Raw genomic sequence first — 22156 nt, forward strand, 5'->3', positions numbered from 1 at the left:
TGTCCCCTATTAGCCGGCGTTCGACGGCTGCGGATCCGCGCCCATTCCGGGAAGCGCATCCTGTTCGCCCTTGATGTTATAGCGGTTAAGCACCGATTCCGTGATCGAGCCCGGCAGCGGCAGCGGCCGTTCAAAGCGCGAGATCAGCGGGAGGATGATCAGGAAGTGGGCGAAATAATAGGCGCCCGCAATCTGGGAGATCATCACATAGGGTTCGGCAGCAGGCGCGCCGCCGCAATAGCCCAGGATCAGCACGTCAACGATCAGGATCCAGAAGAACTTCTTGAAGGTCGGACGATAATTGCCCGAACGCACCGGCGAGGTATCCAGCCAGGGCAGGAAGAAGAGCATCAGGATCGAGCTGAACATTGCCAGCACGCCCAGCAGCTTCGCGGGGACAAAGAAAAAGTCCACGGTGAAGGCGCGCAGGATCGCGTAGAAGGGCCAGAAATACCATTCAGGAACGATATGCGCAGGCGTCGAAAGCGGGTTCGCTTCGATATAGTTGTCCGGATGGCCGAGATAGTTCGGCGCGAAGAACAACAGGATCGCGAAGAGGATCAGGAACACGCCCGCTCCGAAGCCATCCTTCGCCGTATAGTAGGGATGGAAAGGCACGGTGTCCTGCGGACCCTTCACTTCCACGCCGGTCGGGTTCGACGAACCCGGAATGTGCAGCGCCCAGATGTGCAGGATGATGACCGCAGCGATCACGAAGGGCAGCAGGAAGTGCAGCGAGAAGAAGCGGTTGAGCGACGCATTGCCAGGAGCAAAGCCGCCGAGCAGCCAGGTCTGGATCGGCTCACCCACGACCGGGATCGCGCCGAACAGGCCGGTGATCACCTTCGCGCCCCAATAGGACATCTGCCCCCAGGGAAGCACATAGCCCATGAAGGCGGTCGCCATCATCAGGAGGAAGATGACGATACCGAGCAGCCAGACCATTTCGCGCGGCGCCTTGTAGGAACCGTAGAAAAGGCCGCGGAAGATGTGGAGATAGACGACGATGAAGAAGAAGCTGGCGCCATTGGCATGCGCATAGCGCATCAGCCAGCCCGCGTTCACGTCGCGCATCGTCTGTTCGACGGTGCTAAACGCGACCAGCGTGTTGGCGCCATAATGCATCGCCATGATCACGCCGGTGACGATCTGGATCACCAGCGCGAGGCCAGCGAGAACACCGAAGTTCCAGAAATAGTTGAGGTTGCGCGGGACCGGGTAACCGGCGCCGATCGCGTTGTAGACGAGGCGCGGAAGCGGCAGCTTCTCGTCGATCCACTGCATCGCGGGATGCTTGGGAGTATAATGCTCAGCCCAGGGAAAGCTCATGGTTTCTTACCTCAGCCTACGAGAATGGCGGTGTCGGAAGTGAAGCTGAACTTCGGCACTTCCAGGTTCTTGGGCGCGGGGCCTTTGCGGATGCGGGCCGCCGTGTCGTAGGACGAACCGTGGCAGGGGCAGAAATAGCCGCCAAATTCACCGCGATTCTCGCCCTCGCCCGCACCCAGCGGCACGCAGCCCAAATGGGTGCAAACACCCATGGTGATCAGCCACTGCTTCTTGCCAGCGACGGTGCGCTGTTCCAGCGTCTGCGGATCGCGCAGCGAGGAAACGTCAACCTTGTCGGCTTCGGCGATTTCCTTGTCCGTCAGATGACGCACGAAAAGCGGCTGCGAGCGGAAGGTCGTCTTGATCGCCTGACCCGGCTGGATCGAAGAGATATCAACCTCGGTCGATGCCAGCGCCAGCACGTCCGCGCTGGGGTTCATCTGATCCACGAGCGGAATGACGACGGCGACAGCCCCGACCCCCGCGAAGCTTACTGCGGCGATATTGATGAAGTCGCGACGACGCACTCCACCTTCGCCGGATAGACCTTGGCTGTCCGTATGTTCAACGCTCGCCATGCACCTCAACCCTTGCAAAGACGTCCCTGTTACCCGCCGCATTGCCGTCACCGGCCCTGATTATCGAGAGAGTAGCGCCGCCCACGGAATATGGGCCTCGCCTTTCCCCCTGGCGTGGTTCGGGGGCCTGATAGACCCACTGTAGCTTCTTTGCCAACAGCAATTTGGCCATGGCTATGACAATTTGCCCCGCTGCTTTATGCGCGGGGCATGCGTATTGCTCTTTATCAACCCGAGATTGCCGGGAATGTCGGCGCCATATTGCGGCTGGCCGCCTGTTTTTCCGTGCCCGTGGACATCATCATGCCGATGGGATTCGCCTTTTCCGACGCCAAGTTGAAACGCGCCGCGATGGATTATGGCGCGGCGGCGGAGGTGACTCGCCACGCCAATTTCGAGGCATTTGACGAGGTCCGGCGTGCGGAGGGCCGTCGTCTGGTGCTGATGAGCAGCCATGCTTCACAGCCCCTGCCGGAGGTGCGTTTTGACAGGAATGACGTGTTGCTGATGGGATCGGAAGGTGCGGGCGTGCCCGACGCGGTGCGCGACATGGCCGACCTGCGCGTCCGAATCCCCATGGCTGCGGGCTTCCGGTCCTTGAACATTGCCGTTTCCACGGGCATCGCGGTTGCCGAAGCCCTTCGCCAGACTGGACAATTTCCAACATGATCGAGATTTCCCAATGACCTTGGTCCTCAATCCCCAACAGCAGGCCGCCCGCAACTGGTTCGAATCGCTGCGCGACCGCATCTGCGCGGAATTCGAGGCGATCGAGCGTGAGACGGGCAGCGATGCCTCCTTCGCCTACACACCATGGGACCGCGAAGCGCCGGGACTGACGCCGGGCGAAGGCGGCGGCGGCGTGCGGGGGGTCATGAAGGGCAAGATATTCGAGAAGGTCGGGGTCAATGTATCCACCGTCTCGGGCGAATTCGCGCCGGATTTTGCCAAGACCATCCATGGCGCGGGGGAGAACCCGGCCTTTTTCGCGACGGGGATCAGCCTGGTCGCGCATATGGCCAACCCGCATGTGCCCGCCGTGCATATGAACACGCGCTATCTGATCACGTCCAAAAGCTGGTTTGGTGGTGGCGCGGACCTTAACCCTCCCCTGCCCCGGGATGAGGACACGGCGAGCTTCCACGGCGAGTTCAAGGCGGCATGCGATGCGCATGATGCGGACTATTATCCCCGCTTCAAGGCGTGGGCCGACGACTATTTCTTCATACCGCACCGGGGCGTTCATCGCGGCGTCGGCGGCATCTTCTACGACCATCTGGAGTGCGAGGATGATGCCGGCTTTGATGCGAATTTCGCCTTTACCCGGTCGGTGGGCGATGCGTTCCTGAAAGCCTTTCCCCCGATTGTCCGGCGGCGGATGGGCGAAAGCTGGAGCGAGGAGGATTACGCCAGGATGCTGGAATGGCGCGGCCGTTATGCGGAATTCAATCTGGTGCATGACCGGGGCACGCTGTTCGGGCTGAAGACCGGCGGCAATGTCGACGCGATTTTGATGAGCCTGCCGCCGATGGCGAGTTGGAGCTGAACCCATGCCGCTGACGCCGGTCGCCAATGATCAGATTGCGACGATCGTGACCTATCTGGAGATGGTGGAGCGTCCCCGGCCCGCGCCGATTCCGCCTGCTCCGTTGCGGCTGGTGCCGTGGAAGGCACCTGCGCTGGATGCTTATCGCGCGCTGTTCCGGCGGGTGGGGGAGCCGTGGCTCTGGTTCTCACGCCTTGTCTTGAGTGATGCGGAATTGACGGCGATTATTCACGATCCGGCGGTGCAGGTTTTTGCGATCACCGATCCGCGCGGCGTGGAAGTGGGATTGCTGGAGCTGGATTTCCGGGCGCTGCCGGACTGCGAGTTGAGCTTCCTTGGCCTTATACCTGAGCTGACCGGCAAGGGATTTGGGGCTTGGCTGATGGCGCAGGCGAAGTCGCTGGCATGGCGCAAGGAGGTGCGCCGGTTCTGGGTGCATAGCTGTACGCTGGACAGTCCGGGTGCGCTCAGCTTCTATCAGCGGGCGGGATTTGTGCCCTATAAGCGGGAGGTTGAGACCTTCGCTGATCCTCGGCTGGCCGGTTTATTGAGCGCCGATGCGGCGCCGCATGTGCCAATGCTGGGTCAGCGCGCCTCCGCCTGACGATAAAGCCGGGCGAGCATGACGAGCATATAGACCTGCACCACGGTCGAGACGACGGCCGCTGCGACGCCGCCGATGAGCCGCGCGCCTTCCGCTCCGGCGATCAGGCGACCGAAGAGGCCGAAGATGACTTGCGCGGCTGAGCCGACGATGGCGGAGAGCAGCGTCAGCACCAAGATGAAGCCGAGCAGCCGCCAGAAATGGCCGCGTGTCAGCGCCCAGCTGTGCCGGAGCGAGGCCATGACGCCTTCGTGGCCGTCGATTACCACCGGGTTGAGCAGCAGAAGCCGCACGCTGGCGAAGAGCATGACGGCGCCGCCAGCGGTCACCAGCAACGCGGCGAGGGCTGCGGCAACGGGCTTTGCCACCATGGAGAAGGCGACGACGACGATCATGCCGACGATGGCTATGCCAAGCAGGACGCCGATCACGACAAGCGCCGTGCCGAGCAGCACGGGCAGGCGGGAGAGGCTGAGCCGCAATGCTTCGCCGACGCTGATGCCGGGCCTTAACGCCAGTGCGAACAGGGCGAGTGACCCGAACCAGATGATGATGACGCCGATCAGCGTGGACAGGATGAAACTGGGCGGGATGTCGGGCATGGCGCCCTTGTCCATCGTCCAGGTGGCGAGTTCGGGCGGCGTCATCTCCTGAAGGATGAGGCCAGGCAGCGCCACGAAGAGCAAGGCGACGGGAAACAGCAGGCTGCGTTCGCGCGCGACGAAGGCGACCGCTTCTTCCCATGCCTTGCCGATCGACATCGCCGCCATATCTTCGCCTTTTCCCGTACTTAAAATCGGGGAGGAGACTTGATCGCTCCCCTCGCCCAAGTCAAGGAAGTGCCATGTCATCCTCTTCCCCTTCGCCTGCCGTGGCCGAACAGATCGAATGGCGGGTCGATTCGGCGCTTGTGGATTACCCGGAAGCGCTCGCCGACATGGAGGCGCGGGCGGCTGCGATCTTTGAGGGTGAGGCGGGCGAGCGGGTGTGGCTGCTCGAACATCCGCCGCTGTATACGGCGGGGACGAGCGCCGATCCGGCAGAGCTGATCGACCCGCGCTTTCCGGTGCATGATGCGGGGCGCGGCGGGCGTTATACCTATCATGGGCCGGGGCAGCGGATCGGCTATCTCAACATCGATCTGCGCGAGCGGGGGAAGGATGTGCGCAACTTCGTCCATCATCTGGAAGGGTGGATGATCGACGCGCTGGGCGACCTTGGCATCGCGGCGCGGCGGGCGGAGGGGCGGATCGGCATCTGGACCGATGATCGCGACGGGCGCGAGGCGAAGATCGGCGCGCTGGGCATCCGGGTGCGGCGGTGGGTGACGCTGCATGGCTTTTCGATCAATGTGGACCCCGACCTGTCCCATTTTGGCGGCATCGTGCCGTGCGGGCTTGCGGAATATCCCGTCACCAGCATCGCGGCGCTGGGCAAGAATGCCTCAATGGCCGATCTCGACGCGGCTTTGAAGGCGCATTTCCCTGCCTTTCTGGGCAGGTTGCGGCGCTGTGGCGCGGGGGTTGAGCAATGCGGATCGGGCGGCTAGGGTCGGCGCCTTCGCCGGGTGGGGGCCGCCGGGCATCACATGTTTGGGAGACCCGGATGCGCTGCAAAGCGAGGATGATCTTTACCGCCTTGCTGCTGACCGGCTGCACCGCGCTGGCGGCGTGCGGCAAGGACGACAAGGGGAGCAACACGGTCCAGATGAAGGATCTGGAGGTCGTCGACGGCACGACGACCGACGCCATGACGGACCTGGACGGGGTGCAGAGCGAAGCGCCGTCGGCCGCCCTGCCCTCGGCTGGAGGGAATAACAGCGCCGCTGCCGCACCTCAGCCGGAACCTGCCGCAGCCAATGCGACGCAAGGCGAGGCAGAGATACTGTCGGATCAATAGACGGAGAGAGGCGTTCAGGCGCAATACAGGCGCCGGACGCAAGGCATAGCATAAGAGAAGCCTGCCCAATCGTCGTTCACAAAGGCCGCCATTCTTAAAGGGGAAGTCATGACATCCTGTTCCACGCTGCGCCGGGTCTGTGCCGGATTGATGATTGCCGCCGCGCCGCTGTTGGCTCAGCCGGCCGCCGCCCAGTTTTTCTGGTCGCCGCCCGACTTTTCCAGCCCGCCGCTGACGGACGCGGACGCTGCGACCGCGCTTGGCCTGCCCGGCGCCACGGCGGAAGAAATTCGCGCGGGCCTGGTATGGAACCTGCGTGCGGCGCTCAACGTCGCGGCGCTTCAGTGCCAGTTCGAACCGACACTGCTGTCGATCAGCAACTATAATGCGATGATCGCGCATCATGACGCGGAACTGGACGCGGCCCAGTCGGTCCTGCTCGGCTATTTCCAGCGCACCGTTGGCAAGGGAAAGCCCGGCCAGGCCGCAGCCGACAAATATGGCACGCGCATCTATTCGGGCTATTCGACCGTCCAGGCGCAGCGCGGCTTCTGCCAGGCGGCGGGTCAGGTCGGACGGCAGGCGATCTTCGCCAATCGTGGATCGCTGCATGAGGTGGCGCGCACGGGGCTGGGGTCGATCAAGAAGTCGTTGGTGCTGGCGGGTGAGCAATTTTACGGCGATCCGGGGCGGAGCTATACGCTGACCCTGCCTTCTTTCGACAAGAAATGCTGGAAGAAGGATAAGCTGCGGCCGGAATGCCAGGTGGCTTATGAGCAGAAGGTGGCGGCTAAGTGATGTTTTGATGGCGTGATATGTGAGGAGCGCGGTTGTCGGGGCTCCGATCAATAAAGCATGATCATGTTTGAGTGATCGTCACCCCGGGCTTGACCCGGGGTCTCGCTGCCTCGGCAAAATTCACGAAGCGGGACCCCGGATCAAGTCCGGGGTGACGGAAAAGAAGCCTTAGTGCCGATAATTCTGTATCAATGACGCTGCAACAAGCGTGGGGCGAACAGTGGAGGGCGGTCGGCGTTTGATCGCCTATGCTTTCACCTAAGCCCCAGATATTTATGCGACTGAAGGCTTAGCCGCCATTTCGGCCGCGCCATGACCAGATCGATCGCCGCCCGCATGTTCGCCGCCGCGTCCGCGCTGTCGAGGGGTTGGATCAGCAGGTTGTCGAAAGCCCAGCCCTCCATCGCCTCCACATCGGCGATGCTGTGACCCCTGCCCGGCTGCGGCCAGACCAGCTTCAGTTCATTGCCGCTGCGTTGCACGACGTCGCTGCCTGCCTTGGGGCTGATGCAGACCCAGTCGATGCCGGGATGCGCCGCGATCGTGCCGTTGCTTTCGATGGCGATGGTGAAGCCATGGGCGTGGAGCGCGTCGATCAGGGCGTCATCGACCTGCAACATGGGTTCGCCGCCCGTCATGACGATGTAGCGGCCTTCTTCGCCTGTCCCCCAGAAGGCGAGAGCCGCGTCGGCAAGGGCCTGCGCGTCGGCGAATTTGCCGCCGCCGTCGCCATCCGTGCCAACGAAATCGGTATCGCAGAACTGGCACACGGCCTTGCGCCGATCCTCTTCACGACCGGTCCACAGGTTGCACCCGGCAAAGCGCATGAAGACGGCGCGGCGGCCGCTATGGACGCCTTCGCCCTGAAGCGTCAGGAACATCTCCTTGACGGCATAGCTCATCCGCCTGTCCTTTATGGCTTGGCTGCGTAGCGAGTTGGATCGGGCAGGCCCGCTTCCTCAAAACCCCTGGAGCGAAGGCGGCAGCTATCGCAAAGCCCGCAATGCTGATCGCCCGGCGCGGGATCGTAGCAGGACCAGCTCATCCCCGCATCCAGCCCCAGCCGGTTCGCCTCTCGCGCGATGTCGGCCTTGCTCATATGCTGAAGCGGCGCGTTGATCCGGACTGGATGCCCTTCGACGCCAGCCTTGGTCGCGAGTGCCGCCATATTCTGGAAGGCGTCGATGAACTCGGGACGGCAATCGGGATAACCCGAATAGTCGAGTGCGTTGACGCCGATGAAGATGTCGTTCGCTCCCGACACTTCGGCAAGACCAAGCGTCAGCGACAGGAAGATGGTGTTGCGCGCGGGCACATAGGTGTTGGGAATGCCCGGTCCCACCCCGTCCTTCGGCACCGCGATGTCCGCCGTCAGCGCCGATCCGCCAAAGGCGGTAAGATCGAGCGGAAGGACGATATGTCGCCGGACCCCAAGAACAGTGGCGATGCGCGCGGCCGCGTTCAATTCGACGCGATGCCGCTGATTATAATCAATCGTCAGCGCGACCAGTTCATAGCCCGCCTCGCGCGCGAGGCCGCCCACGACCATCGAATCCAACCCGCCCGACAGCAGGACGACAGCGATTTTCCCATCATTGGCAGTCATGGGCGCTCCGCTACCGCCACAGGCGCGCTGGCGCAAGCGGTGCGGTCAATGGCAGGCGCCGATGCGCCGTCCTTCCATGCTGAAGGAGAAGGGCGCGCCGCCCGCAATCCCCTGAGCGTGGATTTGCACCAGCCGGGACGTTTCGATGCGCAGGTCGGTGCGCCCGCCCCCAGCCCCAGCGCAATCGTAGCTGACCGTCAGCCGTTTGGCGCTTTCGTCGATCGTCAGCCTTTTGCAGCTGTTGCGGCCATGGCGAAGCTGAATCAATTGGCGAATATCGGTAAGGCAGATGCGGCGTATATCGCCCTTCCCGCCTTCCTCCGGCCGTTCGCGCAATTCCCATTCGCCCGGTTCCAGCCCCCTGAGCGGCGGTTCGGAAAGCGCCTGCGACCCGACCGGCGATACAGCGATCAGCATCGCGATGGCCGCGCTCAAGACGTGCAGACCTGACGTCATTCAATAGCCCCCGTATTTCATCGCGGACTCCGGAGCGGCTCGCCGCGTGCATGGCGGCACGGCCTTCATGCACCCAAATCCGGCGGGTTGATAGCGCCAGCCCCCGCTAACGCCCCAACCTGTTCCGAAGTCGCAATAAATTCGTGTCAGCCTTGCGCGAAACTGTCCAGCGAAACTGGAAACAGACGCGAACAAAAGGCGCAATCTACTCCAATGACCCCCTGTTCATCAGCCATTTGGGCGCGTTCTTCAGCGGGGAAACGGCCGATCACGCTACGGATATGGGCAAGATCGCAGCGGCAGCCCTTGGTCAGGTCGACCGGGTCAGTAACGCGCACCACCTCTTCCTCATGAAACAGGCGCCAGACGATATCGGTCAGCGGCAGCGCTTCGTCGGTGAGTTCATTATCACTGAGCGTGACGGCCAGCGCCTGAACATGTTCCCATTCGGGATGATCGTGCCGTGTGTGGAGACGTTCGCGGCCCACTTCGCCTTCGGGCAAATGCTGAAGCAGCATGCCTGCGGCGAAGCAGCCCTGCCCCGCTTCGTGCCGGACGGCGATCTGGACGACGCTGGGGATTTGTTCGGACTGGAAGAAATAATGTTCGGCCGCCTGCGCGAGCGAATCGCCGTCGAGCGGGACGATGCCCTGATAGCGCTCACCCGTGACCGCCTGGTCGAAGGTGATGGCAAGATAGCCCTTGCCGAACAGACCGAACAGCGTCGGGTCAGGCCCCAGCTCCGCCAACCGATCGGCATCGAATTTGGCATAGCCGCGCACTTCGCCGCCCTTGTAATCGGCGACGAGCAGGCTGACGACGCCATGTTCGTTATGCGCCTGTAGCGTCAGCTGTCCGCCCGCATCCTTGAGCGTCGAGCCGAGCAGCGCGGCGAGGACCAGCGCGGAGGCGAGCAGCCGTTCGACTGGCGGGGGATAGGCATGGGCGGCAAGCACCTGATCCAGCACCGGCCCAAGGCGAAGGATGCGCCCGCGCGCGTGACGCGACGGGATGGTGAAGCCCAGGGCCTGATCGATATCGGATGCGTTCAAGACAAGCTCCGTTAGTCCCGGTGCAGGGCGGGAATATAGCGGCGGCCGGGCGTTATCGCCCGGCCGGTTCGCTGCTAGATAGGAATATGTCCGGCAAACTCAACCAAGGCGGCCGGCCGCCCAGAGCAGCACGGACTTTTGGGCGTGGATGCGGTTTTCCGCTTCGTCCCAGATCAGCGATTGTGGACCGTCGATGACCTCCGGCACGACCTCTTCGCCGCGATGGGCGGGCAGACAGTGCAGGAATTTCGCGCTGGGCTTTGCCTTTGCCATCAGGTCTTGCGTGACCTGATAGGGCATCATGGCCTTCAGCTTTTCGTCCGCATGCGCCTGACCCATGGAAATCCAGGTGTCGGTGACGACCGCGTCGGCCCCAGCGACCGCCTCGACGGGATCACGGGTAAGCGTGATGCCCGCGCCCAGAGCCTGCGCCTCCTTGATGAAGGCGTGATCGGGCTCATAGCCTTCGGGCACGGCGATGCGCAGGTCGAACTTGAAGAGGCCCGCCGCTTCGATGATCGAGTGGAGGACATTATTGCCATCGCCCAGCCATGCCCACTGGCTGCCCGGCAAGGCGACGCCATGTTCGACCAAGGTCAACAGGTCGGCGGTGATCTGGCACGGGTGCGACAGGTCGGTGAGGCCGTTGATCACCGGGATGGTGGCATAGCGGGCCATTTCCTCGATCTTGGCATGGTCATCGGTGCGGATCATGATCATGTCGCACATGCGGCTGAGCACGCGCGCCGTGTCCGCCACGGTTTCGCCCCGGCCAAGCTGGCTGGTTGCGCCGTCGAGGATCAGCGAGGTGCCGCCAAGCTGGCGGATCGCCATGTCGAAGCTGACGCGGGTGCGGGTGCTGTTCTTTTCGAAGATCATCGCCAGCGTGTGGCCAGCGAGCGGCGCGTCGGCATCGGCCTGGCCCTTAGGCAGGGCCTTGCGGGCGGTTTTCCGGTCGATGGCGTCGGAAAGCATGGCGGCGAGCGCGTCGGCGCCAGCGTCGGAGAGATTCAGGAAATGTCTGGTCATAGGGAGTAAACCTCCAACCCGTTCGGGCTGAGCCTGTCGAAGCCTTCTCTTTTTAAGAAAGGAAAGCCCTTCGACAGGCTTAGGGCGAACGGTGGTTAGTGTCTAAGCCGCTGAAGCCTCCGCGAAGCTGCGGGCGCCAGCGGACAGCTTTTCGATGCATTCGGCGACATGCTTCTCGTCAATGATGAGCGGCGGCAGGATGCGGACGACATTCTGTCCCGCCGACACCACCAGCAGCCCGTGATTGTCGCGCAGATGCGCCACGAAGTCGCGCGCGTCGCTGCTATCCTTGAGCTTGACGCCGAGCATCAGGCCAAGGCCGCGCACATCCTCGAACATGTCGTGGTTGGGGATGAGCTGCTCCAGCGCGGAACGCAGGCGCGCGCCGATGCTGTTCACATGGTCGAGGAAGCCTTCGCCCAGCACTTCGTCCAGGACAGTCAGGCCGACCGCCATGGCGAGCGGATTGCCGCCATAGGTGGAGCCATGGGTACCGAACACCATGCCCTTGGCCGCTTCCTCCGTCGCGAGGCAGGCGCCGAGCGGGAAGCCCGCGCCGATCCCCTTGGCGACGGCCATGATGTCGGGGTTCACGCCATATTGCTCATGCGCGAAGAAGGTGCCGGTGCGGGCATAGCCGCACTGCACTTCGTCGAGGATGAGGAGCATACCCTTTTCGTCGCACAGCTTGCGCAGGCCGGTGAGGAACTCCTGGGTCGCGGGCGTGACGCCGCCTTCGCCCTGCACGGTTTCGACGAGGAAACCGGCGGTGTTCTCATCGACGGCAGCGGCGGCGGCTTCCAGGTCGTTGAACGGCACGACGGTGAAGCCGGGCAGCAGCGGTTCGAAGCCGTCGCGCATCTTGGGCTGGCTGGTGGCCGAGATGGTCCCCAAAGTCCGGCCGTGGAAGGCGTTGTCGAAGCTGATGATATTGTGACGGTGCGCCTCGCCATTGGCATAATGGTAGCGGCGCGCGGTCTTGATCGCGCATTCGACCGCCTCCGCGCCCGAATTGGTGAAAAAGACCGTGTCGGCGAAGGTCGAATCGACCAGCCGCTGCGCGAACTTTTCCCCCAGCGGCATGCCGTAGAGGTTCGACGTGTGCATCAGCGTCGCGGCCTGATCCGCGATCGCCTTCACCAGTTTCGGGTGGCCATGGCCGAGCAAATTGACCGCGATGCCGCTGGCGAAGTCGAGATAACGCTCGCCACGCTCGCCGATCAGATAGCAGCCCTCGCCTCGCACCGGGCGGACGTCGCACCGGGGGTAAACGGGCATGAGCGGCGTAATCGACATGGTGGCCCTCCCTTCGCTGGGGCTGATGCAAAAAGTCTCAAAACGCAAAAAGGCGGCCCCCGCCGGGCCGCCCTTTGCGAGCGCTGCCTATACTAGGGCCGTCTGGGTGGCGCAAGCCATGTTACATGCTCGTCATCCCAGCGAAGGCTGGGATCTCGTGAGGCCGGGTTGTGCCCTCTCGCCGGAGATCCCAGCTTTCGCTGGGATGACGGCTGTTGGAGGATCGTCAGGCGATCTGGTTCCAGGCGTCGGCGATTTCGGCGATGATGTCGCGGGCCTGCTCGGCATGTTCGGGCGAGCGTTCCTTGGCGCTGAGCAGCAGCAAGCGGCGCGCTTCGCGGTAGATTTGGGCGAGGCCCATGGCGATGTCGCCGCCCTTGTCGAAGTCGAGGCTGGATTCGAGCGCGATCAGGATCGACATGGCGCGAGCCTGTTTGTCGGAAACCTTCAGCCGGTCGTTGTTGCGTTCGGCGAGCGCGGTGGCTTCGAGAGCGATCAACAGTTCGTCGAACAGCACCTTTACCAGCGCATGGGGCGTGGCGCCTTCGATCCGGCTGCCCGAATGCACCGCCGCATAACGGCGAGCCGCGTTGGCGCCTGCATAGCCCTGTTGAGAATAGAACATCTTACCTGACCCCTGTTATCAATTATCGCTCTTGGTCCACATGGCGACCTGCTGTTCCAGATAGTTCTGGGTCGCCTTGAAGGCCGCCAGACGCTTGTCCATCGCCGAATAGACCTTCGAAAGCTGCGCCTGATAGTCGGTCATCTGGTCGTTCAGCTTTTCCAGCTGCTCGGTCAGCGCCTCACCCAGCTTTTCATATTTGCTTTTTGCCGCAGCCAGCGGACCATCCGTCTGCTGAATCTTGTCGCGCACGCTGTCCATCAGACCGGCGAGGCCGGGCTTCGTGTCCGACTTGACCGCCGGGTTCAGCATCTGGGTGATCCCGGCGGCGTCGGCGACAAGCGCCTTGTCCAGCGCGGCGGTGTCCAGCTTCAGCGTGCCGTCGCGATTGGTGCTGACACCGATGGACGACAGCGTCGTGTAGGTTCCCGTGGGCGCCAGCACGGCAGACGTCATCTGCGACAGCTGCCGCTTCATGTCGCGGATCGATGCCTCGCCGTTCAACGCGCCCGCGCTGGACGAATTGCCCCCGGCCGCGGTGGCGGTGTTCAGCGCCTTCATCAACGTATTATAGGCATCGACGAACTCGACCATCAGGTCGCGCATCGACGTGGTCGGCTCGGTCGATGCCAGCGTCACATTGGTGCCCGGCGCGGCCTTGTTCAGGTCAATGCGCAGGTTGGCGATGGCGGTGTCGATCGTGTTGCTGCTGTAATGCTGCTCGACGCCGTCCAGAAGGATGATCGAATCCTTGGCCTGCACCTGCCGCGTCATCCCGCCGGTCGCGCCGTCCCACGTGAAGGCGTCGAGCGCCGCGTTTGCAGGCGAAGATGTGTTGGTGAAGGTAAAGCTGTTCGCGTCGCCCGTCGCGCCCTTCATCACCAGGCGCGTGCCCTGATTGTCGGTGATGACACTGGCGCTGACGCTTGTCCCGGCTGCGTTGATCGCCGCTGCAAGGTCGGCATAGGTGGCACCGGCACCAAGCGTGATGGGGACGGCGGCGCCGCTAGCCACTGTCAGCGAGAAGCTGCCCGCGCCAAGCACGGTGGCGGCGGTTGCGCCTGAAACGGGTGCAGAGGCAATGGTCTGCGCAGAGGCAAGCTGCTGCACCTGAAGCTGCGCTGGCAGCTTTGGCACACCGCCCGGCAGCAGGCTGACAGCCGCAATGCTGGGATCATTGGAGGCGGGCGAACCCGCGAAACCCGTTCCGGCGAGCAGGCTGTTCAGGGCGTTGGCAAAAGTATCGAGCGAGCTGGAGGCCGATGCGAGCGCCGAAATTCGCGCATTATTGGTGCTCTGACGATCGGTGATCTGCTTCTGCTTCGGGTCGCGGGCGGCGCTCACCAGGCTGGTGACCAGCGCGCCGGTGTCGATGCCGGACCCAATGCCGAGCGCTGTTGAAATGCTGCTGCTTACCGAGGTCATCGTCCGTCCTTTCGAGGATGAGAACGGCTCTAGGATGAAGACCTTTAGGAATGATTTTCATGGGGTAGAGGAAGATCGCGTGCGGCGATCTTTCCTCAACCGTCGATTGAAAGCAGCTGATCCACCGTGCCACGGCGCAGATGCGCCTGCGCGGCATGGGCATAGCTTGCCTGCTCCGCGATGCGTTTGCCCAAGGTGACGGCGCTTTCGACCACTTCCTTCGATGCGGGTGGCAACGGCACCAGGATCATCGGCGCGGGCAGCAGCGACTGAATTTCGGCCTCCGCCCCTTCAACCGTGGGTCCGGCCGAGGCCGATCGCAGTTGCGCCAGTATGTCAGCCACGCGGGCATGCACCTTGGCATATTCCGCCGCGCTGGCGAGATCATCTTCGGACAGAGTGGAGTTCGTGTCGCCGTTCTGGGGCTTGTCCGCATGCGGATCGACGCCCTGCTGCGCTGCAATCGGCTGGACTGCGGGCACGGCCGAAGGCGTTCGGGATGATACCCGATCAACCTGCGACAAGTCGCTCCGCGAAACATATTCGTTCATGACGCACCATCCTAATGCGTCCCCATGAATATATTACGGCCAGCAATGCCTAAGATTTAGTTCACCTTGAGAATTTTTTCAGGGCACCTCCCATTTAAATCACCCCGCCCCGTTCGGGCTGAGCTTGTCGAAGCCCTTTCCTTTCTTTGAAAAAAGAAAAGCCCTTCGACAGGCTCAGGGCGAACGGAAGCAGGGCGGCGGTGCCGATTTAAAGCGTGTTGCCCTACAAATTTCGGCCATCGGCGTCGAAGCGCAGATCATCGGGCACGCTGATGAAGGGCCGATCGATCTCGCTCGCCATCCGGTTTTCCACGCGGAAGACGAAGGCAAGGACGGTCGCGACCGCCATGTAGAGCCCCTCATTCACGATCTGCCCAGCGCGCGAGGTGAAGTAAATGGCGCGGGCAAGGTCGGGATATTGAAGGACGGTAACGCCGTTCTGGTCGGCCAGCTCACGAATGGCGGCTGCGATGGCGTCACAACCCTTCGCGACCACAACCGGCGCGGCGTCCTGCCCCGGCTTGTAGCGCAGGGCGACGGCGAAGTGGGTCGGATTGGTGATGATGACGCTGGCTTCGGCCACGGCCTTGCGGGTCGATCCGCTCAGCACCTCGAACTGGCGGCGGCGGATATGGCCCTTGAGTTCCGGCGAGCCTTCGCTTTCCTTATGCTCGTCCTTGATGTCTTGCTTGCTCATGCCGAGCCGCTTGGACCGCTGCATGATCTGCGCCGGGACGTCGATACCGGCGATCAGGAACAGGCCGCCCGCCATGATGAGGCAGGTCATGATGAACATGTTGCCAAGATCGGACATGGCTGGCGCGAGACCCTGCGAGCCGAGGCCGATGATCGCGGTCAGCCTGTCCCAGATCAGCCAGACGCCAATGGAGCCGAGCAGCGCTACCTTCGCGATCGATTTCAGCAGTTCGATTAGGCCCTGAACGCCGAAGATGCGCTTGAGGCCCGCTGCCGGATTGAGCTTCGACGCCTTGGGCGCGAAGGCTCCGGGGCGGAAGCCGAGCGAGCCAAGGATGGCTGGTCCCGCAATGGCGGCGAGCGTCGTCGCCAGCAATATGCCGCCGACCGGAAGCGCTATACCGGTGAGCAGGCTCATGCCGCGCGCGGCGGGGGCGAAATCGGTGATGTCCTCGCGGCGGAAACGCAGCGCCTCGATCAGCATTTGCGACAGGGATTCAACGACGGACGGCCCTGTCACCGCGATCCAGCCGATCCCGGCCATCACCACCAGCGCGGTCGCCAGTTCCTTGGACTGGAGGATGTCGCCCTTCTTGGCGGCGTCCTGCAATTTCTTTTGTGTTGGCTTCTCGGTCTTTTCGCCGCCGCCATTATCCCCCGCCATGTCAGCGGCCTTCCGCTATGGACTGGGCCTGGTCGAGCCCCGCCTTGAGCGCGGCGGTGAGCCCCTCGCCCATCACCGGCGCGGCGACGGCCAGCAGGATGAGTCCCGCCATAACGGCGACCGGCATGCCAACGGCGAAGAGGTTGAGCGACGGCGCGCTGCGGGCGAGCATGCCCATGATGATCTGCACCAATATCAGCGCGAAGCCGACTGGCAGCGCGACAGTGACTCCCGCGCCGAGCAGCGATCCGCCGAACTGGACCAGATGCCAGACCGCGTCATTGCTGAGCATCGCGCCGCCCGGCGGCAACGCCTTGTAGCTCTGCACCACGAAGCTGGCGAGCATCAGGTGGCCGTCCATGCCGAGCAGCAGGAAGGTGGCGAGGATCGACAGGAACGTGCCGATCGCCTGCGTATGCTGACCCGAGGAGGGATCGACCATGGCCGCGAAGTTGAGGCCCATGGCGTTGCCGATTGTCTCCCCCGCGACGAAGGCGGCGGCATAGCCGATCTGCACCGCAAAACCCATGGCGAGCCCGGCCAGCACTTCCCCCATGACCAGCATCACGCCTGCGAAACTGGCGACGCCGTCCTGCGGCAGCTGAATCGTGACGCTGTTGAGCGCGGCCATGCCAAGCGCCAGCGAGAGGATGAAGCGCAGCGGCAGCGGCACGGAAGGCGCACCGAAGACAGGCGCCGCGATGAAAGCCGCGCCCGGACGGATCATGGCGATGAGCCAGATCCACAGCTGCGTCTCCACATTCGCGAAGCCCGGTGCGATCATTGCAGCAGGTCCGGGATGCGTTCGAATATCTCGCGGGTGAAATCGGCGATCAGGACGAGGATCGACCCGCCGAACAGCACCAGCATCGCGCCCACGACGATGATCTTGGGGATGAAGCTGAGCGTTTGTTCGTTGATCGAGGTCGCGGCCTGCACCATGCCGATGAGGACGCCTGCGATCAGTGCGGGGATCAGGATGGGTGCGGCGGCGAGCGCCGTGATCCAGAGCGCCTGTTGGGCGAGGCCCATGAAGAAGTCGGCATTGTCCATACCCCCTACTCCCCACCCCGATGAAGGAGGGAGCCGGTCATGTCGCAAACGATCCCGCCAGCGACCCCATGGTCAGCGCCCATCCATCCACCAGCACGAACAGCAGCAGCTTGAACGGCATGGAGATGATGGTCGGAGACAACATCATCATGCCCAGCGCCATCAGCGTGGAGGCGACCACAAGGTCGATGATAAGAAACGGCAGGAAGATCATGAAGCCGATCTGGAAGGCGGTCTTGAGTTCGCTCGTCACGAAGGCAGGCAACAGGATCGAGAAAGGAATGTCGGCAGGCGAGCGGAAAGCGGGCGCTTCGGCGAGGTTGGCGAAGAGTTTGAGGTCGGTCTCACGCGTCTGTTTGGTCATGAAGCCGTGCAGCACCTTGCCCGAGCGACCTACCGCTTCCTCGATGCTGATCTGGCCCTTGCCATAGGGGTCGAACGCCTGCGCGTTGATCTGGTCGATCGCCGGGCGCATCACGAACAGCGATAGGAACAGCGACAGCCCCACCAGCACCTGATTGGGCGGTGTCTGCTGAAGGCCAAGCGCCTGACGCAGCAGCGACAGGACGATGATGATGCGGGTGAAGCTGGTCATCATGAGCACGAGCGACGGCAGCACCGACAGCAGGCTCATCAGGACAAGGATTTGCAGCGACAACGACAGCGAACGGCCATCGCCCGAAATCGCGCCCATCGCCTTGGTCAGCGCGCCGCCATTATCGACGGGCGCGGCCGGAGCGGCCTGTGCGACCGCCTGCGCAAGAGCAGGCTCGGCCAGCAACAAGCCAGCCGTCAGTGCCAGCCCAGCAATCAGCAGCGCCTTAGCGCGCACGATAGGGATCGCCTTCCGCGATCTTCTCGATCCGGCCGCGCGTGACGGACAGCAGGATCTTCTTGCCCTCGAACTCGACTACGGCAAGCTTGCCGAAGGTGCCGAGCGGCAACGCCTCCAGCATCTTCAGGGACCGGCCATCCTGCCCCACCATCAGGCCGGGCTGATATTTGCGCCAGAGCCACAGCGCGCCGAAGGCCATGCCGCCGACCAGCGGCAGGAGGATCAGCAGTTTGACGAAGTACCAGAACATGGGGCGCGATCCGCTTTCATGGTTAATCGCCTTTCCGAATCAGAAAGATCGGCGCGCAGCAAGAGAAAAAGGCATTGAGCGCGATCAGCCGCGCCGTTCGACCCCGGCGAGGCGGCTTTCGGCGGCGGCGATATCGACGATGCGGATGCCGTAACGGCCATTCACCGTGACGACCTCACCCTTCGCGATCAGAGCGCCGTTCACCATGATGTCGAGCAGATCATCGGCCTGACGGTCGAGTTCCACGATGCTGCCTTCGGCAAGGTCCATGACCTCCGCCAGACGCAGCGAAGTGGAGCCGACCTCCACCGACATGCGGACCGGAATGTCGGCCAGCAGGCGGAACTGGCGGTTGCTCGCCATCCGGCTCAGCCCTTCTTCGGCAAAGCCGTCAATCCGCGGCGCTTCGCTCATGTCACTCATTGTTCTGGTCCCTGTGCTATCTTTTCGATCTGGAATGCGGCGCGGCCGTCCTGCTCGCCGATTGATCCGTGAGCGACGATGCGGTCGCCCACGATCAGTGGCAGGCTGCGGCTGATGTTTACTGGAATGATGTCGCCGGTCTTCAACTGCATGAGGTCGGCGAGCGAGAGATTGGGGCGTGCCAGCACGGTGCGGGCGGGCAGGCGGATGTCGCGCATGCGGTTGGCGATGCGCGCCTGCCACACAGGATCGATGCGTTCTTCATCGACCGTGGCCTTGGCGCCCATGAGCGGCTCCACCGCGCGCAGCGACGAAAGCGGAAAGAGCAGGTCGATCGGCCATTCCTGATCCCGCGCGATGCTGAGCATGAAGCGTTGCAGCACCATCTGTTCGCCCGGCTGCGCGGCCGACGCGAAGCCGATGCCCGCTTCACGGATGATGAGGCCAATTTCCAACGGCAGAATATCGGTCCAGCTTTCGACGAGGCGTCCAATCACACCTTCGGAAATACGGCTGATCAGGCGGTCTTCGGTCGGTGTGAACTCGCCGCGTGCGGGCAGCGGGCGATTGCCGGGGCCGCCATAGAAGCAATCCACCAGGGTCGAGATCATGGCTGCGTCCATGCGCAGCAGCATCTGCCCCTTTAGCGGGGTGATGCGATAAACGCCGATGCTGGAAAAGGCGGGCACTTCGGCTGACCATTCGCCGAAATCGAGCACCCGCGCGTCAAGCATCGCGATGTGCGGGCGCACGCCGGAGATAGGCTCAATCAAGGCACGCAAACGCCGGCCGAGCTTTTCGCCCAGCCGGTCTAGTCCGGACAGCAGCTGTGGTGTCTGCGATTCCCCGCGCCCGAGGGCGTAGGTCTGAACGTCGGTCATGATAGTCCCCTGCCCTAGTGGACGGGGGACTTCCCGACCTTTCAGGCACCCCTATTGAATAACGAAATTGGTAAAATAAACGTTATCTATGCCGCCATAACCCGTCTTTTGCTTCAAAATATCGTTTATAACGCCCTTTATGCGTCCCTGGAGCTGGCGTTTGCCTTCGGGCGTCGCCAGCATCGTTTCGGGCTGCTGCGCGAGCATCATCAAAACCTGACTGCGAATCGCCATCTCATGGGTCTTGATCGCCTCGATCACGCGCAGGTCGTAATAGGTCGATACCGCGACGGAGATCTGGGCGAAGGCGTCCGTGTCCGACATGTTGGAGGTGAAAGGCGCCTGCAACTGGAAATAGGTGGCCTGATAGGCGGCCGGATTGGCAGGCGTGGGCAGGTCGATGCCCTTGCCCGGATGCGCGGGCGCATGCGTGCCACCGCCGCCGCCACCTTCACCGTGCCCCTCGCCGCCAGCCATGCCATGGGCCTTGGCGACTTCTTCGGCACTCTCGCCCGCCAGGACGAGGACAGGCTTGTTGGGGTCTTCCTTCGGCCCTTCTTCCTTGGCGCTGAAGAAACCGGCGGCATATAGCCCGCCAGCCGTCCCCGCACCACCCAGAACGAGCGCGGCGGCGACGAGGAGGATCATCTTCTTGCCCCCGCCCTTTTTCTTCTTCGCCTTCGCCTCGTCGCTCATCTGCCGGTCCCCCGAATAACCTTAAATCCTATGCGTACCGCGCGCGCGCCCGGTCATGGGCGGCAGGCTGCGCGTCTGCATGGTTAAGAACGGCAGGATCACCGGAGCCTTTAGGGCCAAAGCCGTTATTTTCGCGCCCCTGCCAGCGATTTTGCTGACCCTGGGGCTGGCCCATATTCTGGCCGCTATTCTGCGCCCAGGCGGACGTTTGAGAGCCCTGCTGCGACTGTTGCTGCTGCTGAGACGGCGACTGATTTGCCGTTTCGGCACGATGCGCTTCGGCGATAGCGGGCGCGCGTTCGACCTTCACCTCGGCGATGCGCACGGCGGCAAGACCCGCGTCGAGCTTCAGCCGGTCGCTATCCTGACGCAAGGCCATTTCCGCCGCCTCGCTGGCGACGGTCAGGCTGACGGCGGCGCCATCCATGTTATGGCGGATGTCCACCTGCACAGCGCCAAGATGGTGCGTATCGATCTGGAAACGGCCCTGCGCGCCATTGGCGGACAGCCCGGCGATGTCGCGGGCCAGCCCGTCGATCCACTGCCCCGATACGCCCATGTCGACCACCTGAGCGCCAAGGCTGGCGGACAGATCAGGCGATGGCGAGGCGATGGGCAAGGACGGCGTGGCGCCCTGCGGCGCGGAGGCGGCAGGAACGGCCGGAACCGTGTCAGAGGGCGGCGGAAGGATGGAGGGGTCGAACGTCGTGTCAACAGGACGAGCGGACGCATCGGCTTTCGCATGAGCGGCGGCCGAGACCTGTTCGCCAACCCGCACCGGCGCGCCCGTCTGGCGCGCGGCCACCTGTTCACGCACGATTTGCAGCAGAGCGATCGCTTCTGCCTTCATTGGCTTGCCATTAAGAACCGGCGCTGCTGCCATGGTGAGTTCAGGCGCTGGGCTTTCGTTTTCGGCAGTCGCAACGGGTGCATCGGGAATCGCTGACGGAATCTTGCCTTCACTGCGCGCGGCCCGCTTGTCAGGAGCAATCCCTTCAGGTTCGCGCGGCAGCGGCGAGCGGCCTTTCGGCGCTGGTGGCATCACCCCCGTCATCCCGGTCATGTTTGACATAGCGGCGGTGGCTTGCGGGTGTTCCGCTGACACCTGTTCTGGCGCCGGTGGCACGGAAGCAACCGGCGGAACATCCCCAACCGCCGCGACGGGTTGCGGCGCTGGCGCCACAGTCACGGCATCCTGCTGCGGCAGTTCAGTCTTCGCCTTTTCCTTGCGCGAAGATTTTGTGGGGGCCGGAGGAGCATCCTGTACCACCGGACTGATCACTTCCGGCGCAGCGTCGTCCTTACAGATGTCCGGGCGCGGCTTGGGCAAGTGAAGGGGTTCGGCCACTTGTTTCGGTTGTTCCGGTTGTTCTGGCAATGCGCCTTCAGGCTGAATGGGCGCGTCGTTCGGCAAACCTGCCTCAGGCTGGGCGGGGAGTCCGGCGGGCTCAACCGGTGCCTGCTTCTCCACCGGATCATCAGCAGCCTGCTTGATGAGACCCAGCGCTCGGCCGGGCGGCAATGATGACGGCAAATCCTTGCCAGCGGCAACCGCTATGGCAAGCCCGTGCGGCACATGACCATGCGCAGGTGTGGCCTCTGGCTGACCGATGTTCATGGGAAGAGCCGGGGTGGTGGTGGCAGCATCTTGCCCCTCGACGCCGGGAATCTCTGGCACGGCGGCAGCGGCACCCTGCCCGTCAATCTCCGGCAGGGCTGGAGACGCAACAGCCTCTTGCGCCATGGTGCCATTGAGCAGCGCGGCGAAGTCCGCCGTTTCGCCCGGCACGGCAGGCTGCGACGCAGCCACGCCCGGCGAAGCCGAGGAAAAGAGCAGTGCCTTCAGGCTGGAAAGCATGTTCAT

Annotated in this window: 27 protein-coding genes; 6 read left to right on the forward strand and 21 right to left on the reverse strand. The window is 63.3% G+C overall.

Going from position 1 to position 22156, the window contains the following annotated elements; genetic code table 11:
• Positions 1-9: 9 nt before the first annotated feature.
• Both ACZ5TH_RS08405 and petA read right to left on the reverse strand, forming a co-directional pair.
• Positions 10-1329: a cytochrome b gene (locus ACZ5TH_RS08405; RefSeq protein WP_449473786.1), complete on the reverse strand. Its 1320-nt coding sequence runs from the start codon at positions 1327-1329 to the stop codon at positions 10-12.
• 11 nt (positions 1330-1340) lie between these two features.
• Positions 1341-1907, reverse strand: coding sequence for a ubiquinol-cytochrome c reductase iron-sulfur subunit (gene petA, locus ACZ5TH_RS08410; protein WP_449473787.1), 567 nt, complete (start codon positions 1905-1907; stop codon positions 1341-1343).
• 210 nt (positions 1908-2117) lie between these two features.
• Between petA and ACZ5TH_RS08415 the strand changes: the two genes are divergently transcribed.
• Genes ACZ5TH_RS08415 through ACZ5TH_RS08425 form a run of 3 tightly spaced genes read left to right on the forward strand, consistent with a single transcriptional unit; the run spans position 2118 to position 4057 of the window.
• Entirely contained in the window at positions 2118-2576 is a 459-nt protein-coding gene (locus tag ACZ5TH_RS08415; protein WP_464793598.1) for a tRNA (cytidine(34)-2'-O)-methyltransferase, read from the forward strand.
• A 13-nt stretch (positions 2577-2589) separates the two neighbouring features.
• A complete protein-coding gene (gene hemF, locus ACZ5TH_RS08420; protein ID WP_464793599.1) occupies positions 2590-3453 on the forward strand; it encodes an oxygen-dependent coproporphyrinogen oxidase in 864 nt (287 codons plus the stop codon).
• A 4-nt stretch (positions 3454-3457) separates the two neighbouring features.
• Positions 3458-4057, forward strand: a complete 600-nt coding sequence (locus ACZ5TH_RS08425) for a GNAT family N-acetyltransferase (protein WP_464793600.1) — start codon at positions 3458-3460, stop codon at positions 4055-4057.
• On the opposite strand, the gene ACZ5TH_RS08430 is transcribed toward ACZ5TH_RS08425, so the two are convergent.
• A complete protein-coding gene (locus ACZ5TH_RS08430) occupies positions 4039-4827 on the reverse strand; it encodes a DUF7847 domain-containing protein (RefSeq protein ID WP_464793601.1) in 789 nt (262 codons plus the stop codon). The genes ACZ5TH_RS08425 and ACZ5TH_RS08430 overlap by 19 nt on opposite strands.
• Before the next feature lie 74 nt (positions 4828-4901).
• Here ACZ5TH_RS08430 and lipB point away from each other — a divergent pair, with 74 nt between their 5' ends.
• The 3 genes from lipB to ACZ5TH_RS08445 all read left to right on the forward strand — a co-directional run bounded on the left by lipB (position 4902) and on the right by ACZ5TH_RS08445 (position 6754).
• Positions 4902-5606 carry a lipoyl(octanoyl) transferase LipB gene (gene lipB / locus ACZ5TH_RS08435; protein ID WP_464793602.1) on the forward strand — a complete coding sequence of 235 codons (705 nt, stop codon included), beginning with the start codon at positions 4902-4904 and terminating at the stop codon, positions 5604-5606.
• Between the two features lie 74 nt (positions 5607-5680).
• Positions 5681-5956, forward strand: a complete 276-nt coding sequence (locus ACZ5TH_RS08440; protein WP_464793603.1) for a hypothetical protein — start codon at positions 5681-5683, stop codon at positions 5954-5956.
• A 108-nt stretch (positions 5957-6064) separates the two neighbouring features.
• On the forward strand, positions 6065-6754 hold the full coding sequence (locus ACZ5TH_RS08445) for a hypothetical protein (RefSeq protein WP_464793604.1): 690 nt from the start codon (positions 6065-6067) through the stop codon (positions 6752-6754).
• Positions 6755-7008: 254 nt separating this feature from the next.
• On the opposite strand, the gene queE is transcribed toward ACZ5TH_RS08445, so the two are convergent.
• From queE to ACZ5TH_RS08535, 18 genes are all read right to left on the reverse strand, one after another.
• A complete protein-coding gene (queE, locus tag ACZ5TH_RS08450; protein WP_464793605.1) occupies positions 7009-7656 on the reverse strand; it encodes a 7-carboxy-7-deazaguanine synthase in 648 nt (215 codons plus the stop codon).
• Between the two features lie 11 nt (positions 7657-7667).
• The gene (queC, locus tag ACZ5TH_RS08455; protein WP_464793606.1) at positions 7668-8360 is read right to left on the reverse strand and encodes a 7-cyano-7-deazaguanine synthase QueC; all 693 of its coding nucleotides are present in this window, start codon (positions 8358-8360) and stop codon (positions 7668-7670) included.
• 45 nt (positions 8361-8405) lie between these two features.
• Positions 8406-8816, reverse strand: a complete 411-nt coding sequence (locus ACZ5TH_RS08460; protein WP_464793607.1) for a DUF3617 domain-containing protein — start codon at positions 8814-8816, stop codon at positions 8406-8408.
• A gap of 146 nt (positions 8817-8962) precedes the next feature.
• Positions 8963-9868 (reverse strand): Hsp33 family molecular chaperone HslO, encoded by a 906-nt coding sequence (hslO, locus tag ACZ5TH_RS08465; RefSeq protein WP_464790826.1) that lies wholly within the window; start codon positions 9866-9868, stop codon positions 8963-8965.
• Positions 9869-9967: 99 nt separating this feature from the next.
• A complete protein-coding gene (gene argF, locus ACZ5TH_RS08470) occupies positions 9968-10897 on the reverse strand; it encodes an ornithine carbamoyltransferase (protein WP_464793608.1) in 930 nt (309 codons plus the stop codon).
• 102 nt (positions 10898-10999) lie between these two features.
• A complete protein-coding gene (locus ACZ5TH_RS08475; RefSeq protein WP_464793609.1) occupies positions 11000-12193 on the reverse strand; it encodes an acetylornithine transaminase in 1194 nt (397 codons plus the stop codon).
• Positions 12194-12419: 226 nt separating this feature from the next.
• Positions 12420-12818 carry a flagellar export chaperone FliS gene (locus ACZ5TH_RS08480; RefSeq protein WP_460986464.1) on the reverse strand — a complete coding sequence of 133 codons (399 nt, stop codon included), beginning with the start codon at positions 12816-12818 and terminating at the stop codon, positions 12420-12422.
• Between the two features lie 18 nt (positions 12819-12836).
• Entirely contained in the window at positions 12837-14243 is a 1407-nt protein-coding gene (fliD, locus tag ACZ5TH_RS08485) for a flagellar filament capping protein FliD (protein WP_464793610.1), read from the reverse strand.
• Positions 14244-14338: 95 nt separating this feature from the next.
• Positions 14339-14794 (reverse strand): hypothetical protein, encoded by a 456-nt coding sequence (locus tag ACZ5TH_RS08490; RefSeq protein WP_449473815.1) that lies wholly within the window; start codon positions 14792-14794, stop codon positions 14339-14341.
• A gap of 223 nt (positions 14795-15017) precedes the next feature.
• Positions 15018-16154, reverse strand: a complete 1137-nt coding sequence (flhB, locus tag ACZ5TH_RS08495; protein WP_464793611.1) for a flagellar type III secretion system protein FlhB — start codon at positions 16152-16154, stop codon at positions 15018-15020.
• Position 16155: 1 nt separating this feature from the next.
• The gene (gene fliR / locus ACZ5TH_RS08500; protein WP_464793612.1) at positions 16156-16938 is read right to left on the reverse strand and encodes a flagellar biosynthetic protein FliR; all 783 of its coding nucleotides are present in this window, start codon (positions 16936-16938) and stop codon (positions 16156-16158) included.
• Complete coding sequence (fliQ, locus tag ACZ5TH_RS08505) at positions 16935-17207, reverse strand: flagellar biosynthesis protein FliQ (protein ID WP_066527003.1); 273 nt, start codon at positions 17205-17207, stop codon at positions 16935-16937. Before fliQ ends, fliR begins: the two co-directional genes overlap by 4 nt.
• 37 nt (positions 17208-17244) lie before the next feature.
• Positions 17245-18039 (reverse strand): flagellar type III secretion system pore protein FliP, encoded by a 795-nt coding sequence (gene fliP, locus ACZ5TH_RS08510; RefSeq protein ID WP_464793613.1) that lies wholly within the window; start codon positions 18037-18039, stop codon positions 17245-17247.
• Positions 18029-18292 (reverse strand): FliO/MopB family protein, encoded by a 264-nt coding sequence (locus ACZ5TH_RS08515; RefSeq protein WP_167302144.1) that lies wholly within the window; start codon positions 18290-18292, stop codon positions 18029-18031. The genes fliP and ACZ5TH_RS08515 overlap by 11 nt, the downstream gene beginning before the upstream one ends.
• A gap of 84 nt (positions 18293-18376) precedes the next feature.
• Positions 18377-18715, reverse strand: a complete 339-nt coding sequence (fliN, locus tag ACZ5TH_RS08520; protein ID WP_460986472.1) for a flagellar motor switch protein FliN — start codon at positions 18713-18715, stop codon at positions 18377-18379.
• Positions 18712-19596, reverse strand: coding sequence for a flagellar motor switch protein FliM (locus ACZ5TH_RS08525; RefSeq protein WP_464787262.1), 885 nt, complete (start codon positions 19594-19596; stop codon positions 18712-18714). Before ACZ5TH_RS08525 ends, fliN begins: the two co-directional genes overlap by 4 nt.
• A 51-nt stretch (positions 19597-19647) precedes the next feature.
• Positions 19648-20292: a flagellar basal body-associated FliL family protein gene (locus ACZ5TH_RS08530; protein WP_460986474.1), complete on the reverse strand. Its 645-nt coding sequence runs from the start codon at positions 20290-20292 to the stop codon at positions 19648-19650.
• Positions 20293-20320: 28 nt separating this feature from the next.
• Positions 20321-22156, reverse strand: a complete 1836-nt coding sequence (locus ACZ5TH_RS08535) for a flagellar hook-length control protein FliK (RefSeq protein ID WP_464793614.1) — start codon at positions 22154-22156, stop codon at positions 20321-20323.

The organism is Sphingobium sp. TomTYG73 (assembly GCF_055394245.1).

What these genes read in the sequence shown, in the direction of transcription:
- ACZ5TH_RS08405 (WP_449473786.1), bottom strand. Translation starts at nt 1,329, where the DNA reads ATGAGCTTTCCCTGGGCTGAGCATTATACTCCCAAGCATCCCGCGATG.
- petA (WP_449473787.1), bottom strand. Translation starts at nt 1,907, where the DNA reads ATGGCGAGCGTTGAACATACGGACAGCCAAGGTCTATCCGGCGAAGGT.
- ACZ5TH_RS08415 (WP_464793598.1), top strand. Translation starts at nt 2,118, where the DNA reads ATGCGTATTGCTCTTTATCAACCCGAGATTGCCGGGAATGTCGGCGCC.
- hemF (WP_464793599.1), top strand. Translation starts at nt 2,590, where the DNA reads ATGACCTTGGTCCTCAATCCCCAACAGCAGGCCGCCCGCAACTGGTTC.
- ACZ5TH_RS08425 (WP_464793600.1), top strand. Translation starts at nt 3,458, where the DNA reads ATGCCGCTGACGCCGGTCGCCAATGATCAGATTGCGACGATCGTGACC.
- ACZ5TH_RS08430 (WP_464793601.1), bottom strand. Translation starts at nt 4,827, where the DNA reads ATGGCGGCGATGTCGATCGGCAAGGCATGGGAAGAAGCGGTCGCCTTC.
- lipB (WP_464793602.1), top strand. Translation starts at nt 4,902, where the DNA reads ATGTCATCCTCTTCCCCTTCGCCTGCCGTGGCCGAACAGATCGAATGG.
- ACZ5TH_RS08440 (WP_464793603.1), top strand. Translation starts at nt 5,681, where the DNA reads ATGATCTTTACCGCCTTGCTGCTGACCGGCTGCACCGCGCTGGCGGCG.
- ACZ5TH_RS08445 (WP_464793604.1), top strand. Translation starts at nt 6,065, where the DNA reads ATGACATCCTGTTCCACGCTGCGCCGGGTCTGTGCCGGATTGATGATT.
- queE (WP_464793605.1), bottom strand. Translation starts at nt 7,656, where the DNA reads ATGAGCTATGCCGTCAAGGAGATGTTCCTGACGCTTCAGGGCGAAGGC.
- queC (WP_464793606.1), bottom strand. Translation starts at nt 8,360, where the DNA reads ATGACTGCCAATGATGGGAAAATCGCTGTCGTCCTGCTGTCGGGCGGG.
- ACZ5TH_RS08460 (WP_464793607.1), bottom strand. Translation starts at nt 8,816, where the DNA reads ATGACGTCAGGTCTGCACGTCTTGAGCGCGGCCATCGCGATGCTGATC.
- argF (WP_464793608.1), bottom strand. Translation starts at nt 10,897, where the DNA reads ATGACCAGACATTTCCTGAATCTCTCCGACGCTGGCGCCGACGCGCTC.
- ACZ5TH_RS08475 (WP_464793609.1), bottom strand. Translation starts at nt 12,193, where the DNA reads ATGTCGATTACGCCGCTCATGCCCGTTTACCCCCGGTGCGACGTCCGC.
- ACZ5TH_RS08480 (WP_460986464.1), bottom strand. Translation starts at nt 12,818, where the DNA reads ATGTTCTATTCTCAACAGGGCTATGCAGGCGCCAACGCGGCTCGCCGT.
- fliD (WP_464793610.1), bottom strand. Translation starts at nt 14,243, where the DNA reads ATGACCTCGGTAAGCAGCAGCATTTCAACAGCGCTCGGCATTGGGTCC.
- ACZ5TH_RS08490 (WP_449473815.1), bottom strand. Translation starts at nt 14,794, where the DNA reads ATGAACGAATATGTTTCGCGGAGCGACTTGTCGCAGGTTGATCGGGTA.
- flhB (WP_464793611.1), bottom strand. Translation starts at nt 16,154, where the DNA reads ATGGCGGGGGATAATGGCGGCGGCGAAAAGACCGAGAAGCCAACACAA.
- fliR (WP_464793612.1), bottom strand. Translation starts at nt 16,938, where the DNA reads ATGATCGCACCGGGCTTCGCGAATGTGGAGACGCAGCTGTGGATCTGG.
- fliQ (WP_066527003.1), bottom strand. Translation starts at nt 17,207, where the DNA reads ATGGACAATGCCGACTTCTTCATGGGCCTCGCCCAACAGGCGCTCTGG.
- ACZ5TH_RS08515 (WP_167302144.1), bottom strand. Translation starts at nt 18,292, where the DNA reads ATGTTCTGGTACTTCGTCAAACTGCTGATCCTCCTGCCGCTGGTCGGC.
- fliN (WP_460986472.1), bottom strand. Translation starts at nt 18,715, where the DNA reads ATGAGTGACATGAGCGAAGCGCCGCGGATTGACGGCTTTGCCGAAGAA.
- ACZ5TH_RS08525 (WP_464787262.1), bottom strand. Translation starts at nt 19,596, where the DNA reads ATGACCGACGTTCAGACCTACGCCCTCGGGCGCGGGGAATCGCAGACA.
- ACZ5TH_RS08530 (WP_460986474.1), bottom strand. Translation starts at nt 20,292, where the DNA reads ATGAGCGACGAGGCGAAGGCGAAGAAGAAAAAGGGCGGGGGCAAGAAG.
- ACZ5TH_RS08535 (WP_464793614.1), bottom strand. Translation starts at nt 22,156, where the DNA reads ATGAACATGCTTTCCAGCCTGAAGGCACTGCTCTTTTCCTCGGCTTCG.